Origin of the sequence: Halalkalibacter suaedae, from assembly GCF_017939705.1 — a bacterium.
Taxonomy (GTDB): domain Bacteria; phylum Bacillota; class Bacilli; order Bacillales; family Bacillaceae_D; genus Halalkalibacter; species Halalkalibacter suaedae.
In genome coordinates, this window is record NZ_JAGKSQ010000004.1 from 175,468 (window position 1) to 192,065 (window position 16,598).

The following is a 16,598-nucleotide window of genomic DNA, read 5'->3' on the forward strand; positions in this document are numbered from 1 at the left end:
CATATGGCAGTTTTTAATCGAGTTGAAAGTGAGCGTATAGCAGAAGAGGCAATTTACAGCGAGGTCATTCAAGCAGGAGATGGCTGGATGCGTGAAATCGAGCCGGGTCAAGTACTTAGAATAGAAGATTTAGAAGGAAATCAAGCAGCCGACACATTATTTTTTGATGCCGAGAACCTTGATGATCACTATAGCGCAATTGCTACAATTGCTGGTCAACAAAATATTTATCTATCAACAGGTTCAGTGCTTAGAGCAGAATCTGGTAAGCCATTAATGACAATTGTTGCGGATACTTGTGGTCGTCATGACACATTAGGCGGGGCCTGCTCTGCACAAAGTAACACCGTTCGTTACGCACATGAGACACTACCAATGCATAATTGCCGTGATACATTTATGCTGCAAATGGCAAGATACGATGGCAGCTATACGAAGCGTGACTTAGCACCGAATATTAACTTCTTTATGAATGTTCCAGTTACACCAGAGGGCGGACTTACCTTTGCGGACGGAGTATCAGCACCAAATCGCTATGTAGAAATGAAAGCAGAATGTCGTACGACAGCATTGATTAGCAATTGTCCACAATTGAACAATCCTTGTAATGCATACAATCCAACACCTGTACGGGTACTAATCTGGGAGAAGTAATCATTTTCTGAGATGGTTCAAAAGGGAGGGAGAACCTTTTGAGCTATCTCTCACATAAACAAAGAGAGCGGGGTTTTCATATGTTTAAGAAAGTGTTAATAGCAAACCGCGGTGCCATTGCGGTTAGAATAGAGCGAACATTGAAAAAATTAGGAGTGCAGTCAGTCGCAGTTTATACAGAAGCGGACCAAGACAGCTTACATGTCGACCATGCAGATGAAGCCGTGTTGATCGGTGATGGTCCAGCTAAAGATAGCTACCTAAACGCAGACCTAATTTTAGAAACAGCGATCAAGACAGGAGCAGAAGCGATCCACCCGGGCTACGGCTTCCTCAGTGAAAATGCCGACTTCGCTCGTGCGTGTCAGGAAAAGGGGATCGCCTTCATCGGACCGACTGGGGAGCAAATGGAGATGTTCGGCCTTAAGCATTCAGCTCGTGACATTGCGATCAAAGCTGGAGTTCCTTTGCTACCAGGGACGAACCTATTAACAGAATTAGATGAGGCCTTAACAGAAGCTGATGCAATTGGTTATCCTGTTATCTTAAAAAGTACGGCCGGTGGTGGCGGTATCGGGATGCGTGTCTGTGAAGATGAGGCAACTCTCCGCCAAGCCTACGAGGGCGTTCGCCACATGGCAGAAACAAACTTTAACAATGGTGGACTCTTTTTAGAAAAATATATTGTAAGAGCACGCCATGTCGAAGTACAGATTTTCGGAACAGGGTTAGGAGAAGTGGTGACGTTAGGAGAGCGCGATTGCTCGATCCAACGCCGCAATCAAAAGGTTATTGAAGAAAGCCCAGCACCTAACCTATCAGACGATGTCCGTGAAAAAATGTTTGCTGCTTCCAAGAGCCTAGCAGAAGAAGTAGGTTATCGTAGTGCAGGTACTGTTGAGTTCTTGTATGATCCAGAATCTGAAGAATTTTACTTTCTTGAAGTGAATACGAGACTTCAGGTAGAGCATGGTGTAACGGAAGAGGTATTAGGAATTGATCTTGTCGAGTGGATGGTTAAGGAAGCGGCAGATCAGTTGAAGGATTTATCTTCTCTAGTTCAAAAGCCTGTTGGTCATAGTATTCAAGCGAGAATCTATGCGGAGGATTGCCTTCAAAACTTCCGTCCAAGTGCAGGTCAACTTGATCAAGTCGTTCTATCAGAGAAAGCTCGTGTGGAAACATGGTTGCGTGATGGAGTCACCGTGACCACACTCTATGATCCGATGCTTGCAAAGATCATTGTTCATGGTGAAAACCGTGAAGAAGCACTGACGAAATTATACGAAGCCTTACAAGAAACCCGCTTCTATGGCCTGACGACAAATCTTCAATACTTACAAGCGTTATTAATAGATGAAGAATGCAAGGCAGGTCGTGTCTTTACACAAATGTTGAATGGCTTTGAGCCGGTAGAGAACGCGATTGAAGTTTTAGACGGTGGTGTGCAAACGACTGTTCAAGACTTCCCTGGACGTACAGGTCACTGGGATGTTGGGGTTCCACCGTGCGGACCTATGGATCCACTTTCCTTCCGAGTTGGAAATAAGCTACTTGGAAACAAGGATGATGCACCAGGTCTTGAGCTGACATTACGTGGCGGCTCTTACAAGTTTAGAAATGACATCTGGTTTTGTTTAACAGGTGCAGACATGCAGGCTCAATTAGATGAAGAAATAGTTGAACTTTATAAGCCTATCCAAGCTAAGAAAGGTCAAACTCTCGAATTTGGTGAAGCAAAAACAGGTATGCGAAGCTACTTATTAGTTGCTGGTGGATTCGATATGCCGCGCATCCTTAACAGTGCAGCAACATTTACATTAGGTGGATTCGGTGGACATGGTGGCCGTGCCCTTCGCCCTGGTGATGTGTTGAATGTTACTGGCGGAGTGGAGCCGTTTGAAACAAGAGAGCTCGACCTCACGTCACGACCAGAAATGACGAAAACATGGACAATTGGTGTCATTCCGGGACCGCATTGTACAGAGGAGTTTCTGCAACCAGAATACTTAACTCAATTAACTGAAACAAGCTGGGAAGTGCATTTTAACAGCTCACGTACAGGTGTCCGTTTAATTGGACCAGCACCAAAATGGACGCGTGAAGACGGTGGCGATGCTGGCTTGCATCCATCGAACATCCATGACAATGCGTATGCAGTTGGAACACTTGACTTAACAGGTGATATGCCTATTTTACTCGGCCCAGACGGCCCAAGTTTAGGAGGGTTCGTTTGTCCAGTGACAACTGCATCGGCTGAATTCTGGAAGCTTGGTCAATTACATCCTGGAGATAAGATTCGTTTTGAGTTACTCACCCTTGATGATGCAAATGAACTGCGTGCGGAACAAGAAAAACAACTAACCGCAATCGGTGAAGGCACAAGAGCAGAGGTTCGAGTAGAAAGTGTCTTACCACCAGTGAGAGAGGTTGACTCAAATTACCCAATCCTTGCACAAGAAGAGGAAAACAGACGATTCCCGATGACGATTCGCTGTTCAGGGGATGAGTATCTTCTTGTCGAGTACGGGGAAATGGAGCTTGATTTACTGCTTCGCTTCCAAGCACATGTCTTAATGAATGCGATTAAGGAAGACGGCGAAATTCCGTATGTGGATCTAACACCAGGGATTCGCTCGCTCCAGGTGCATATTGATCCAACGAAGACAACGGTGCAAGAAGCCGCGGCGAAAATTATGGAGCTTGATAGCCAATTGCCACCACTTGAAGAGATTGAAGTGCCGTCTCGTATTGTAAAGCTTCCACTATCATGGGATGATCCATCGACGCAGCTCGCAACTGAGCGTTATCAAAAAAATGTCCGCCCGGATGCACCATGGTGCCCGAGTAACTTGGAATTCATCCGTCGTATTAACGGTTTAAATAATTTAGATGAAGTAAAGGATGTTGTTTTTAACGCAAATTATATCGTTATGGGCTTGGGTGATGTGTATTTAGGAGCTCCAGTTGCGACTCCAATGGATCCACGCCATCGTCTAGTGACAACGAAATATAATCCAGCTCGGACGTGGACTCCGGAAAATGCGGTTGGAATCGGTGGTGCCTACATGTGCGTCTACGGAATGGAAGGTCCTGGTGGCTACCAATTCGTCGGTCGCACGATTCAAATGTGGAATAAGCTTCGTTCAACAAAGAGCTTTGAAGAAGGGAAGCCATGGTTGCTCCGTTTCTTTGACCAAATTCAATTTTACCCAGTTGGAGCAGATGAGTTGCTTGAGCTCCGAGAAGATTTCCCGCGTGGCCGGTTTGAAGCGGATATTACCGAAACAACCTTTAAGCTTGGTGACTACTTAGCCTTTTTAAAGTCAATCGAAGCAGACACAGCCGTATTCCGTAAGAAGCAGCAGGACTCTTTTAGAGCCGAGCGAGAAAGCTGGAAGGAAAAAGGGCTAGCAGAATACATTTCCGAACAAGATACCGTAGTCGAAAGTGAAGAGCAAGAGCTTCCAGAAGGGGTTGTTGGTGTTCACTGCACAATGCCTGGAAGCGTTTGGAAGGTGCTAGTGGAACCAGGCCAATTTGTGAAAAAGGGTGAAACCATTTTAATCGAAGAAAGCATGAAAACAGAGTTCCCCCAGCATGCCTCTTGTGATGGCTATATTGACAGCCTTTATGTGAAGCCAGGTGATGAAGTACACGCAGGGCAGCTTATTGCAGGTATTAGAGCAGAAAAAGTAGAGGCGGTGACGGTATAATGCACATTCCATACGAGTTAACAGCCCAGTGGTTAAGAGAACAATATACTAGGAAGAAACTGACTCCAAAAGCGGTCGTTCTTGAGATTATTGAACGAGCGAAAGCTGACGCTGGAATGAATATTTGGATTACGCCACCATCTCTTGATTTTATTCAACCATACCTAGAAAGGCTGAACTCTCTTGATATTGAGAGTTCACCGCTCTGGGGAATTCCTTTTGCGATTAAAGATAATATTGATCTAACCGGTGTTGAAACAACGGCAGGATGTCCCGATTATGCGTATATACCCAATCAAGATGCATCGGTTGTCGCGAGGTTGATTGCTGCGGGTGCTATTCCAGTTGGGAAAGCGAATCTTGATCAATTTGCTACAGGATTAGTGGGAACACGTAGTCCATATGGTGAAACTCATAATGCTTTACGGCCTGAGCTTATCAGTGGTGGATCAAGCTCTGGTTCAGCCGTTGCGGTCGCACGTGGCCAGGCAGTCTTTGCATTAGGAACAGACACAGCTGGCTCTGGTCGGATTCCAGCACTGCTAAACAACCTAGTCGGATATAAGCCGAGTGTTGGAGCTTGGCCTACAAAGGGTGTTGTGCCCGCGTGTGCAAGCTTGGATTGTGTGACCGTCTTTACTCATCAATTCGAGGATGCCTTACTTGTTGATCAGATTGCTCGTGGGGGTGAGGAACAGGATCCTTGGTCACGTGAAATTCCAGCCCCTGTTGCATCTGTTCCAGAGCGAATTGTTTTGCCAAAGGATACTCCGTCCTTTTATGGACCGTTTGCTGATCAGTATCGGCAAGCTTGGGAGCGTACAGTTACTCAGCTCGAGAATCTGAGTGTTCCAATTGACTATGTTGACACTCAATTCTTGTCGGATGCAGCGACACTTTTATATGGTGGGCCGATGGTAGCGGAACGCTGGGCGGCACTTGGCTCGTTTGTAGAAGAACATCCTGGTGTAACGTTTCCAGTAACAGAAGAGGTACTTCGTTCAGGGGCTGCCAGTCATTACGATGCAGCTGCTCTCTTCCAAGCACAGCACCAGCTTCAGGCGTTTAAATTACAAGCGAGGCAGTTATTTAGAAATGCTGTTTTAATCTTGCCGACTGCTGGTGGAACATGGACGCGTGAGCAAGTACGTGAAAATCCAATTGAAACTAATAGTGATATGGGACGCTACACAAACCATTGTAATCTACTCGATATGTGTGCAGTCGCCGTTCCATCAGGTGAAGCGGAAGCGAATTTGCCGTTTGGCATTACGATGTTCGGCTTAGCGGATGAGGAAGGATTGATCTGTGGCACGGCAGATTTATTCTTGAAGGCTAGTAGTCAGATTCAGTTAGAAGAGACGACATTTGTAGCGGTCTGTGGCTTGCATATGCGAGGCTTTCCGTTAGAGAAACAAATGAAGGGATGCCGGGCAACTTTTGTTCGTGAAGCTGTTTCAGCTCCTGTCTATCAATTCGTCAAGCTCCCATCCGAGCCGGCAAAGCCTGGTATGATTAAAAAAAGCGATGGTGGTGGAGGAGCAATCGAGCTTGAAATCTGGGAAATGCCTCTCAGTGAATTTGGCAAATTTGCAACAATGATCCCAGCCCCGCTCGGCATCGGCAAAGTAGAACTCGCAGACGGAAGTGAAGTCCCAGGCTTCATCTGTGAAGCGTATGCAGCTGATGGAGCAGAGGATATTACAGAGTTAGGTGGTTGGCGTAAAGTATTACAAGTGAATTAAGTTGAAGAAGGCAACAACTCCTCCTGGGAAAGGCGGGGTTGTTTTTTTTATGTTCACAAGGGACCACTATCTTCGCGTCGCTGGTGCGGACAATCGTTCCGTTATGATAAAAAAAATGCGAGATTTCAGATTGTTGTGGACATACATTACTCTATTAATCTCAAATTAGTTGATTCACCAGAGCTCGACCAAATAAGGTACCAGAAGTGCCCCAATAATATGAATCCTTTTTATATTAAAAAATACCTGATTCAATGTCCGTTAGTTCCTAGCTTACTTTGTTTGCTGACCACTAATTCTCAAACCTTTTTAAAAGAATTACCTGACTGGGAAGAAGACTAGAGAATGTCAATGAAGAGAGAGGGGAATAGAGGTTTCTTTCGTTGAAAATAAGGAGGATGAAAAGCAAAGGGATTGTTTGAGTTCAGTGTATAGGGAAAATATTGTATTATTAAAGGACAATATTTTACAAGGAGGTTGGATAACATTTGAGAAAGCTAGGTGGATACGATACATGAGATGAAGATGTAAAATATAAATTCCATTATAAGGATGATACTCGTGAAAACAATCAATTTATCTAAACAACAAATAGAATCAGCGAGAATAGCAAATAGACCTTCACTTAAACTCAAAATTGCATACCACACGACGAAGCAAGGCGATTACGAACGTGCCCGTAGGCTTTATGAGTCAAGCGATTTCTCATTGTTTTCTGATGATCAAAAGCTTGATTATTGTAAAGTCCTTCATGAAGCTCAATATTCAGATCGAGCCTTGGGCCTTCTTATACAATTAGAAGACGAACTAGATGATCCCTTTTTATATAACCTAAAAGCAAACATTCTTAGAGAAACGGGTGATCATGATGAAGAAGCTCTTATTGCCATTAATGAGGGCCTAAAACGTAACCCGACATCTCAGAGGGAGTTTTACTTTTACACAAGAGCACTAATTCATATGGACCTTGGCTATAACGAGGAAGCCATTCAGGATTACAAGGAAACCATTCGTTTGGAATCTCAAGAATCAGTTTGCTCTACTTGGTATGAATTAGCTGTTCATTATTCTACTCTATTAAGATCAGAAGAAGCCCTGTTTGCTTTTCACAAAGCCATCGAAAGAGAAGAACATGTTGTGCCGATGTACTATTACCGACTAGCGATGGAGTTAAGAGAGAAAGGGCAATATTCTGATGCTGTGAGCTATCTTAAAGAAGCTTCCCATTTGCATCAGAAATTAGTAGTAACTGAGGATTTTGGCCGGGTGGAGTACTTCAATAGAGCTCAATATTCGACCGCTGCATTTTTGAATTTTCATGAACAAGCCGAAGATCGTTGCTCCTACTTGATTGATCTTGCTCAAATTTATTTAGATCTGGAGCAAGTCGATGAGGCACTAGCCACATATGAGAATGCCATCTCTTTATACCCACGTTCTGATATTCCTTTTCTAGAAAGGGGATTGTTTTACCGGGGAATTAATAAGTATGAAAAGGCTATAGATGACTTTAAAAAAGGACTAGAGCTAGACCCAACTTATCCGATGTACACGTATTGGCTTGCAAGTTCCTATCTAGCATTAGAGCAGTATGAGAAGGCACTTTCACTTTACAATATTGTAATTGAGGAAGACCCAGCAGATGGTCATATTCTGCTTGAACGAGGCTTAACGCTTTTGGGATTGAAACGTTATGAGGAGGCAGAAGCTGATTACACGTCCGCTCTCCTGCTTGATCAGGAGAATAGTGAAATATTGTGGAAACGAAGCGACGCTCGAATGTATCTTGCAAAGTATGAAGAGGCTCTGGCTGATCTCATGAAAGCTCAACATCATAATCCTACACTAGAACAAGATCCATTCTTCTTGCTTGACGTTGCGATGCTGTTAAAATCGTTAGACTATTATGATGAAGCGGCAGTCGAGTTAACCAAAGCAATTGAGTTAGATGAAAATCATCCTTTGTTTTACCTGAAGAGAGCTGAAATTTATACAGATGTGAAGAGACATGCAGAGGCGTTAGCTGATTGCGATCGAGCTCTTGTTCTTGGTGGCAATCAATCAAACATTCATTGGCTCCGAGGGCTCATTTATTTAAATGATGACAAACCAGAAGAGGCTCTTCTTGATGCAATAGAATATCAAATCCTTAATCCGGCAGACCCAGCTTCCTATTATAATCTGGCACTTGTTTATGCAGAACTTGCAGACATAGAAAATGAAGTGACTAATCTGGAAACCTGTCTATCCATTGATCCATCCTACCGAGCCGCATACTATCAATTAGCCCAGTTACATGATTATTGGATGAACATGGATGAGGCTCTTTCTCACCTCTTAACATGGCTTGAATTAGATAAAGAATGGACCTATGAAGAAAAAATGGAATTTCTAGAAGACTCCCATTTTTCGACTGAGCTTTTAGAAAACGTTCAAATACGCTTACAATTGGATCATCAAAAAGGCTTTCTTGCATAATAGGTAAATTTCCTCCGTCCTTTAGAGTGTTATATGGACATGGGTTCCGCTATACACCTCAAAATAGGACTCATTCAACAAACCTTTGTTGCATAAGGTATCTGATGTCCGTCAATCATATCAAAAACCGTTCCTTTCATTAGAAACGGTTTTTGTTATTTAATAATAGGAAATTAATGTTAAACTATGAATGAGTTATGTGAAACTAGTAATTGCAATTGGAATAATTGTAATTCGTGTGATCTTTAATTGGATTAAATAAATTTATCATAGTAACGAATAGTCGGAAACAAGTGTTTAGAAAAGGAAACCTAGTAAAACACGGTAAATGGGGGACAACAACTATATGTATGGGATTGAACCGAACTTTTGGCTGAGATTAATAGTGTTATTAACAATTGTATTATTATTGTTAATTTCATTTGACAAACTAATGAGAACCTTGTTCAAAACGAAGAAAAAGAAACGATTTTCCTATAACCATATCAATGAAAAACATAAAAAAATAGACTGGATCATTAGAATAGCGACAATGGTTTTTCTCATATTGGGATTTGTAAATAATATTATGACAGATCCTAATAGATGGCCTTGGTTCTTGGAGCCATGGTTGATCACATTTGTTTTTATTTCTCTTTCCGAAATGGTTAGAGCAATTTTTGAGCGAAAGTATGCTGAGAATCCTAATGATTATAAAGTGACCATTAGTCAAATTGTATTTATTCTTTTATTAGTTTTTGTATTGTTTCAGACTGATTTTTTTGGACTCGTGTAAAGAATGGAGGGATTTATTGATGACTGTCACTACCTGAACTATGTCGAAGTCATATTGACAAGATACGGGTTTTGACAGCCTGTTTTACGATTCATGATCACGATACAAGTTTAAGTCCTACCGCAGCACTTAAAATCATTGCAATGAAAACCAACCTTTTCCAATCCTTTGATTCTCCATAGAAAATCATCCCTAAAATGGCTCCACCAGACGCACCAATTCCTGTCCAAATGGCATAAGCGGTTCCCATAGGGAGTGTTTTCATTGAAAAAGATAATAATAGGAAGCTTGCTCCAAATCCAAAAACTAATAGAATTAGGGATTTCCAATGACGGTCCTTATGAAATTTATTTATCATAGCGACACCAAACATTTCAAATATTCCAGCTAAGATTAAAGAAATCCAGGCCATTAGGAATCAGCCCCTTCCTGAACGTTATCCTTAGTTAGTAATTTCAAGCCAGTTACCCCCACTAGCAACAGTAAAATCAAAAGTATTTTACTCATCTTGAATGGTTCTCCGAAGAGTATGATTTCGGAAATAACAGTGCCAGCTGTACCCAGTCCTACAAAAACGGCATACACAGTTCCGACGGGGAGTTTTCGCCCTGCCATAATCAATACATAGAAGCTGATGATGATGGATATGACTGTTCCAGTCCAAGTCCAAAAGCCATCTGCATATTTCAAACCAATAACCCAAAATACTTCGAATAGAGCCGCAATAAAAACTTTCATCCAATCAGTGTTCATTGAAATGTCACCTCCAAAATTAATGCTGACCAAAAAACAAAAAAACCTAGAGATACTGTTTAACAGTTATCTCCCAGGCTTTTTTCCTTCCGTGACACAGCAAGCTGTGAGTTTTCTCTCGGACCAGTCCAACGGTAATGCTGCGGAACCCTAGAAAACTTTTCTCAATGCAATTAACTTAGATTATACACATAACTATAGAACATTCAATAAAAAAAGCATCGATGGTCGACTTACGAATGATTGTCAGTTGGAAAAGTCTGCTCTTATAACAAAGAACTCTTTATCCAGAAGAAGGAGGGGCGAGATGAAGGAACGATCGTGTGGAGGATAATGAACTAAGAAAATAGAATTGTTTATACTTAAGTAGTGACATGATATAGGGGGGAGAATGATGTTTGTATATAAAATAGATCGTGAAATCTCACTAAAATTAGTTGAGCTAAACGATGCCGAACAACTATTTGAGCTAACAGATCAATCTAGGGAACATTTAAGAGAGTGGCTTCCTTGGCTAGATACCAATACTAAGGTAGAGGATACACTGAATTTCATTAAGGCAAGCATGAAAAATTATGCAGAACACTGTGGCATAAACACAGTAATTTTATACAAAGGTAAGATCGTTGGGGTTGCTGGTTATAACGAGATCGATTGGATTAATAAAATTGCTTATATTGGTTATTGGCTTGGTAAGGAATATGAGGGTAATGGGATTATGACAAGAGTATCAAAAGCATTAACGAATTATGCCTTTAATGAGTTAAACTTAAATCGTGTTGAAATTACAGCTGCAGTTGAAAATATGAAAAGCAGGGCCATTCCTGAACGATTAGGCTTTATAAATGAAGGGTGCAAAAGACAGGCAGAATGGCTATATGACCATTATGTCGACCATGTGATTTATGCGATGGTCGCTGCAGATTGGCCTAGCTGACAAAGCGTGTGTGAGTGCTCTATAACGAAATCAAAAAAATAATTGATTCCCATTCCGAAGCAAGGAGGAACTGTTATGGGCACAACGATATTAGTAACAGGAGCGACTGGAAATATAGGCTATTATGTTGTTTGTGAACTGATTGCAAAGAAAGAAAAGGTTAGAGTTGCACTTAGAAATGTAGAAAAAGATAGGAATAAATTCACCGATTTAGATGTGGAGCTAGTTGAATTTGATTTCTTACATACGGAAACCTATGTTAAGGCTTTAGAAGGTGTTCGTAAGGTTTTTTTAATGCGACCACCACAGCTAGCCAAACCTAAGAAAGAGATGAAACCGTTTATTGATAAAATGAAAGAAGTCGGGGTTGAGCATATTGTATTTGTTTCGCTGATGGGAGTTGAGAAAAATCCAATTGTCCCACATCGAAAAATCGAAGATATGATTCAAGAGTCTGGAATTGGATTTACATTTTTAAGACCGGGATTTTTTATGCAAAATCTGAACACGAATCATTTAGAGGATATCGCACTACGTAACGAATTATTTATGCCTGTCGGTCAGGCAAAAACAAGTTTCATTGATACAAGAGATATTGCTTCCGTAGCGGCCGTCTGCCTCAAAGAAGAAGGACATTTGGGGAAGAAGTATACATTAACGGGTGCTGAAGCGATTGATTATTACGAAGTCGCCCAACTACTAACAGAAACCCTCGGGAGAAAAATTGAGTACAAAAATCCTGGCATTCTTGAATTCAGAAAAACTCTTATTAAGAGAGGCATAAAGAAGGAATTCGCAAACGTTATGACGATGTTATATGTTTTAACTAGGTTAGGGACTGCCGAGAAAGTAACAACAGGGGTGAGTGATCTCCTAAAACGAGCTCCTATTTCATTTAAGCAGTATGCAATCGATCATCAAGAGGAATGGAATAGATAAGGCAAGGTTTAACCATAGAAAATAAAGTTCCTTTAAGGAAGAGGGGGTGTCTTGATAGAACCGGACATTGCAAATAATGTCACATTAATTAATATCGTAAGTGACATAGATTTCTTGAAAAAGAGGAGGTGGAGGGATGAATCAGCTATTACAATACAAAAGTGAAGCATTTGTAGTCGACCATACCGTCATTGATTCACCTTTCGATATTCTGACTCATATTCATGATTGCTACGAACTTTTCTTCTTTATATCGGGTGACCTCACTTATTACATAGAAGGTCAGGCATATAAGCTGTCTCCATATGACTTAATCATTACGAATTCTAGAGAGCTTCATCGGATTGTCTTTGATTCCGATGCGTTATACGAAAGAAAATATATTCATTTCAAACCTGAATATATATCATCCTTTCAAACAGAAGACTATAATATGCTGACCTGTATTGAAAATAGAAAGTTAGGTCATTTTAATAGAATCTCAGCAACAGACGTCCGAAACAGAAAGATTGATCTCCTATGGGAGAAGATTGAAGAAAACGCCGCCAGCCCCTCTCCTGAAAATCACATTCTAATGAAATCCTATTTTGTCCAAATGCTGATCCAAATCAATCAGGTTTTTGACATGTACAACCATCCTCTTGTGGAGCACCATAAATATGATGAAAAAGTTGTCAGAATCCTAGATTTTATTAACAAAAACTTGGACAAAAAAATCACTCTTGATTTGTTGCAACGCACTTTTTTTGTAAATAAATATTACCTATGTCATAGCTTCAAAAGAAGTACAGGATTTACTGTTATTGAATACGTCACGTACAAACGAGTGATGTGGTCAATGGATTTACTGCTGACTGGTATGAGTGCACTCGATGTCGCCCATACGGTTGGATTTGGAGATTACTCAACATTCTATAAGGCATTTAAGAGTATAACTGGTTCCTCACCAAGACAGTATTGTAACCAGTATAATATGAATGCTAATAAATAGATTTTTTGACATAACAAAAGTGTCTGAACCGTTCTAAAACCCAAATAAAGATAGATAGTGTGTGGACACCGCTCCTGAAATATACTTCGCTTTCCGCGGGAAGCCGGTGAGCCTCCTCGGCTATGCCTGTGGGGTCTCACCTTTGGCTTTATTTCCCGCAGGAGTCTACGTATATTTCATCCGCTACGTGATTGCGTTGTTCGAAAAACTCAGTAGACACTTCAGTTATATCGCAATCTTTTTTACGATGTAAACGTTTCCATATGAGCAATATTTGCAATGTTTAAAGCAATAATGACAATGTTTTTCATGTGGAAGTAAAATAGAATACTAATTGTAAGCGAATTCAATGGATGACAAATCCAAATAACCGTTCAAACAAGGAGTGATTCTAGATTGATTAATGTTGCGATTATAGGTTCCGGAGCTATTGCAAGTGCTCATATTAATAGCTATTTAGAATTAAACAAGGATTGTACGATTGTCGCCCTATGTGACATTTACCCTGAGAAAGCAAAAGCGATCGCCCATGAGCTTAATCTAGATGTGGATATTTCTAATGACTTCAAAAGCCTAATAGCTCGTAGTGATATAGACCTAGTGTCAGTTTGTACGCCTCCATACACTCATGCTGAAATTGCGGTAGATTTCTTAAATCATGGAAAGCATGTGTTAGTAGAAAAGCCAATGGCATCATCTCTAGCAGAATGCGATGCCATGAATGCTGCTGCTGAGCGTAATAAGAAAATTCTATCTGTGATTTCACAGAACCGTTTTTCAGACCCAATGATGAAATTGAAGAGTGTTCTTGATACAAAACTAATGGGACCGATCGTTCATACTCAGATCGATTCCTACTGGTGGAGAGGACATAGCTACTATGACCTGTGGTGGAGAGGAACCTGGGAAAAAGAAGGTGGTGGTTGTACGCTGAATCACGCGGTTCACCATATTGATATTTTTAGATGGATGAATGGCATGCCATCTGAAGTTACTGCTATTACCACCAATACAGCTCACGATAATGCTGAGGTAGAAGATTTGTCTATTGCTATTTGTCAGTATGATGATGGTTCTATAGCACAAATTACAAGCTCTGTTGTTCATCACGGGGAAGAGCAGCAGCTTATTTTTCAGGGGAAGGACGCACGGGTCTCCGTTCCATGGAAAGTTAAAGCCTCCAAGTCATTAGAAAACGGTTTTCCAGTAGACAACCCCAAACTCGAACTAGACATACAACAGGTGTATGATTCACAAGAATCGATTCAATATGAAGGCCATACTGGGCAAATCTATGATGTGCTGCAAGCCATTAACGGGGAAAAAGAAGTTCTCGTCGATGGAATTCAAGGTCGCCAAACGCTCGAATTAATTACAGCAATCTATAAATCTTCTAGTCTAGGAGAGAAGGTTTCGCTCCCGCTAGAGAAAGATGATCCCTTCTATACAAGAGACGGTATGTTGAGCAATGTTAAGTATTTCTATGAAAAAACAAAAGTAATAGAAAACTTTGGAATGAATGAGATTACGACAGGTGGAAATTACAAATAAAAGTCTTGGGATCGTTTAGGGAGGAGCATGTACATGAATAAACAGGATGGAATGAATTACGCACCTGAAGGAAAAGTAGATAGAGTGGTAGGAGAAGGTGAATTTCGATTCGCTGCTATTGGCCTAGACCATGGTCATATTTATGGAATGTGCAATGGTTTGATTGAAGCTGGAGCAGAGTTAGTTGCTGTCTATGATCCCGATTTTGAGAAGATGCATGCATTTTGTGAGAAATTCCCGGGGATTGTCCCAGCAAACTCAGAAGAGGAGCTTCTAAACGATCCATCTATTGAATTAATTGCAAGTGCCAACATCCCTGTTCATCGTCAAGAGCTCGGATTAAGAGCTCTTGACCATGGCAAGCATTACTTCACAGATAAACCGGCATTTACTAAAAAGGAACAGGTTGAGCTTGCCCGAAAGAAAGTGGAAGAAACAGGTCTGAAGTGGGGAATATATTATAGCGAGAGACTTCATGTTGAAAGTGCCATTTTTGCAGGCCAGTTAATTGATCAGGGAGCGATCGGCCGAGTCATCCAAGTAATGGGTACCGGTCCACACCGGGCTAGTGTTAATAGTCGACCGGATTGGTTTTTTGATCCAGAATCGTATGGAGGCATTCTCTGCGATATTGGCAGTCACCAAATAGAACAATTTTTGCATTATACAGGGGCAAAGGATGCCAAAGTGCTTCACAGTAAGGTCGCTAACTATAACCACAAACACTATCCCCAATTTGAAGATTATGGTGATGCAACTTTAGTAGCTGATAACGGGGCAACCTTCTATTTCCGCGTGGATTGGTTCACACCAGATGGACTTAGCACATGGGGAGATGGGCGCGTACTCATTCTCGGAACGGAGGGCTATATTGAAGTAAGAAAATACGTAGATATAGCCCGAAGTAACTCAGGAGATCACCTCTACTTAGTTAACAAAGAAGGTGAAAAGCACTTTGAGCTCTCAGGCCAAGTAGGTTTTCCATTCTTCGGTCAATTTATATTAGATTGTCTGAACGGAACCGAACACGCAATGACTCAAGAACATACTTTCAAAGCTGCAGAGCTATGTATCGATGCACAGGAGAAAGCAATTAATGTTGAATCAGCGTAATTCTCTATGTAAGTAATCTATATTATTTAGATAGGGCTTGGTGCAGAACTTGAATGTTTAACACAACTTGTGAACAACGTTAACAATTTAGCGGATGAAATATACGTAGACTCCTGCGGGACGTAAAAGCCAAAGGTGAGACCCCACAGGCGTAGCCGAGGAGGCTCACCGGCTTCCCGCGGAAAGCGTAGTATATTTCAGGAGCGGCGTGTTAGCTCCTACCATTGTTTGTGTCTGGTCAGTAAAATATTTAGGACAACTATTGAACAACTGGGTTATAATAGTCAAAGATATTTTTAATTTGACATTGGAAAAATTATCAAATATACTCAAAATTGAACAATGGTCAATAAGGAGAGAAATCATGACGCCAAGAAAAGCCGTACAACAGGAACTAACAAGAGAAATGATCATGAATGCAGCAAGAGAGCTCTTTGTGAAAAAGGGCTATCAATATGTATCAATGAGACAAATAGCTAAAGAATTAGGCTACAGTCATGGTGCTCTTTACTACCATTTTAAGAATAAAGCTGAGTTATTTTATGCATTAGTTGAAGATCATTTTACTATGCTTGATCATATACTGGATCAAGTGATGCAGCTAGAGATTGAAAACAAGATGAAGATGAAGAAGATCTTACTTAGTTATATTGAATTTGGTCTAACACATCAAAGTCATTATGAGATCATGTTCTTAGTAAAAGATGAAGAGGTACGAAATTTTATTAATGAAGGTCCAAACAAAACGTATGAGAAGTTTGCACAATGCTTATTCTCTCTATCTGACAAAACCATTTCTCTTCGTGAAATATACAGCATTTTCTTATCGCTACATGGATTTGTTACTCATTATTGTCGCCATGTTGTTAACTATGATGAAGTAAAGGATCTGGCTGATGCACATGTGAAATTTTTACTAAGAGTGCTTGATTAATTTTTTTTAACA

The 16,598-nt window shown here is 40.9% G+C and carries 13 protein-coding genes and 1 riboswitch; of the genes, 11 read left to right on the forward strand and 2 right to left on the reverse strand.

Annotation, left to right across the window (positions count from 1 at the left end; all coding sequences use genetic code 11):
* The first annotated feature begins 3 nt into the window (after positions 1 to 3).
* The 5 genes from J7W16_RS11115 (at position 4) to J7W16_RS11135 (ending at position 9,368) form a co-directional block, all read left to right on the forward strand.
* Entirely contained in the window at positions 4 to 654 is a 651-nt protein-coding gene (locus tag J7W16_RS11115) for an urea amidolyase associated protein UAAP2 (RefSeq protein ID WP_210597381.1), read from the forward strand.
* A gap of 80 nt (positions 655 to 734) precedes the next feature.
* Positions 735 to 4,370, forward strand: coding sequence for an urea carboxylase (gene uca, locus J7W16_RS11120; RefSeq protein WP_210597382.1), 3,636 nt, complete (start codon positions 735 to 737; stop codon positions 4,368 to 4,370).
* Positions 4,370 to 6,115, forward strand: a complete 1,746-nt coding sequence (gene atzF, locus J7W16_RS11125; RefSeq protein ID WP_210597383.1) for an allophanate hydrolase — start codon at positions 4,370 to 4,372, stop codon at positions 6,113 to 6,115. The genes uca and atzF overlap by 1 nt, the downstream gene beginning before the upstream one ends.
* Positions 6,116 to 6,676: 561 nt before the next feature.
* Complete coding sequence (locus tag J7W16_RS11130) at positions 6,677 to 8,593, forward strand: tetratricopeptide repeat protein (RefSeq protein ID WP_210597384.1); 1,917 nt, start codon at positions 6,677 to 6,679, stop codon at positions 8,591 to 8,593.
* A gap of 346 nt (positions 8,594 to 8,939) precedes the next feature.
* The gene (locus J7W16_RS11135) at positions 8,940 to 9,368 is read left to right on the forward strand and encodes a DUF4181 domain-containing protein (protein ID WP_210597385.1); all 429 of its coding nucleotides are present in this window, start codon (positions 8,940 to 8,942) and stop codon (positions 9,366 to 9,368) included.
* Positions 9,369 to 9,465: 97 nt separating this feature from the next.
* Here the strand turns inward: J7W16_RS11135 and J7W16_RS11140 are convergent, their stop codons facing one another.
* The gene (locus J7W16_RS11140; RefSeq protein ID WP_210597386.1) at positions 9,466 to 9,780 is read right to left on the reverse strand and encodes a DMT family transporter; all 315 of its coding nucleotides are present in this window, start codon (positions 9,778 to 9,780) and stop codon (positions 9,466 to 9,468) included.
* On the reverse strand, positions 9,780 to 10,121 hold the full coding sequence (locus tag J7W16_RS11145) for a DMT family transporter (RefSeq protein ID WP_210597387.1): 342 nt from the start codon (positions 10,119 to 10,121) through the stop codon (positions 9,780 to 9,782). Before J7W16_RS11145 ends, J7W16_RS11140 begins: the two co-directional genes overlap by 1 nt.
* A gap of 68 nt (positions 10,122 to 10,189) precedes the next feature.
* Positions 10,190 to 10,286, reverse strand: a riboswitch (guanidine-I (ykkC/yxkD leader).
* Positions 10,287 to 10,515: 229 nt separating this feature from the next.
* On the opposite strand from J7W16_RS11145, the gene J7W16_RS11150 reads away from it, so the two are divergent.
* The 6 genes from J7W16_RS11150 to J7W16_RS11175 all read left to right on the forward strand — a co-directional run bounded on the left by J7W16_RS11150 (position 10,516) and on the right by J7W16_RS11175 (position 16,586).
* Positions 10,516 to 11,058, forward strand: coding sequence for a GNAT family N-acetyltransferase (locus tag J7W16_RS11150; protein WP_210597388.1), 543 nt, complete (start codon positions 10,516 to 10,518; stop codon positions 11,056 to 11,058).
* Positions 11,059 to 11,133: 75 nt separating this feature from the next.
* Entirely contained in the window at positions 11,134 to 11,997 is an 864-nt protein-coding gene (locus tag J7W16_RS11155) for an SDR family oxidoreductase (RefSeq protein ID WP_210597389.1), read from the forward strand.
* Positions 11,998 to 12,133: 136 nt separating this feature from the next.
* Positions 12,134 to 12,988 (forward strand): helix-turn-helix domain-containing protein, encoded by an 855-nt coding sequence (locus tag J7W16_RS11160; protein ID WP_210597390.1) that lies wholly within the window; start codon positions 12,134 to 12,136, stop codon positions 12,986 to 12,988.
* 396 nt (positions 12,989 to 13,384) lie between these two features.
* Positions 13,385 to 14,539, forward strand: a complete 1,155-nt coding sequence (locus J7W16_RS11165) for a Gfo/Idh/MocA family protein (RefSeq protein ID WP_210597391.1) — start codon at positions 13,385 to 13,387, stop codon at positions 14,537 to 14,539.
* A 33-nt stretch (positions 14,540 to 14,572) separates the two neighbouring features.
* Positions 14,573 to 15,652 carry a Gfo/Idh/MocA family protein gene (locus J7W16_RS11170; RefSeq protein WP_210597392.1) on the forward strand — a complete coding sequence of 360 codons (1,080 nt, stop codon included), beginning with the start codon at positions 14,573 to 14,575 and terminating at the stop codon, positions 15,650 to 15,652.
* Positions 15,653 to 16,016: 364 nt separating this feature from the next.
* Positions 16,017 to 16,586, forward strand: a complete 570-nt coding sequence (locus J7W16_RS11175; RefSeq protein WP_210597393.1) for a TetR/AcrR family transcriptional regulator — start codon at positions 16,017 to 16,019, stop codon at positions 16,584 to 16,586.
* Positions 16,587 to 16,598 lie beyond the last annotated feature (12 nt).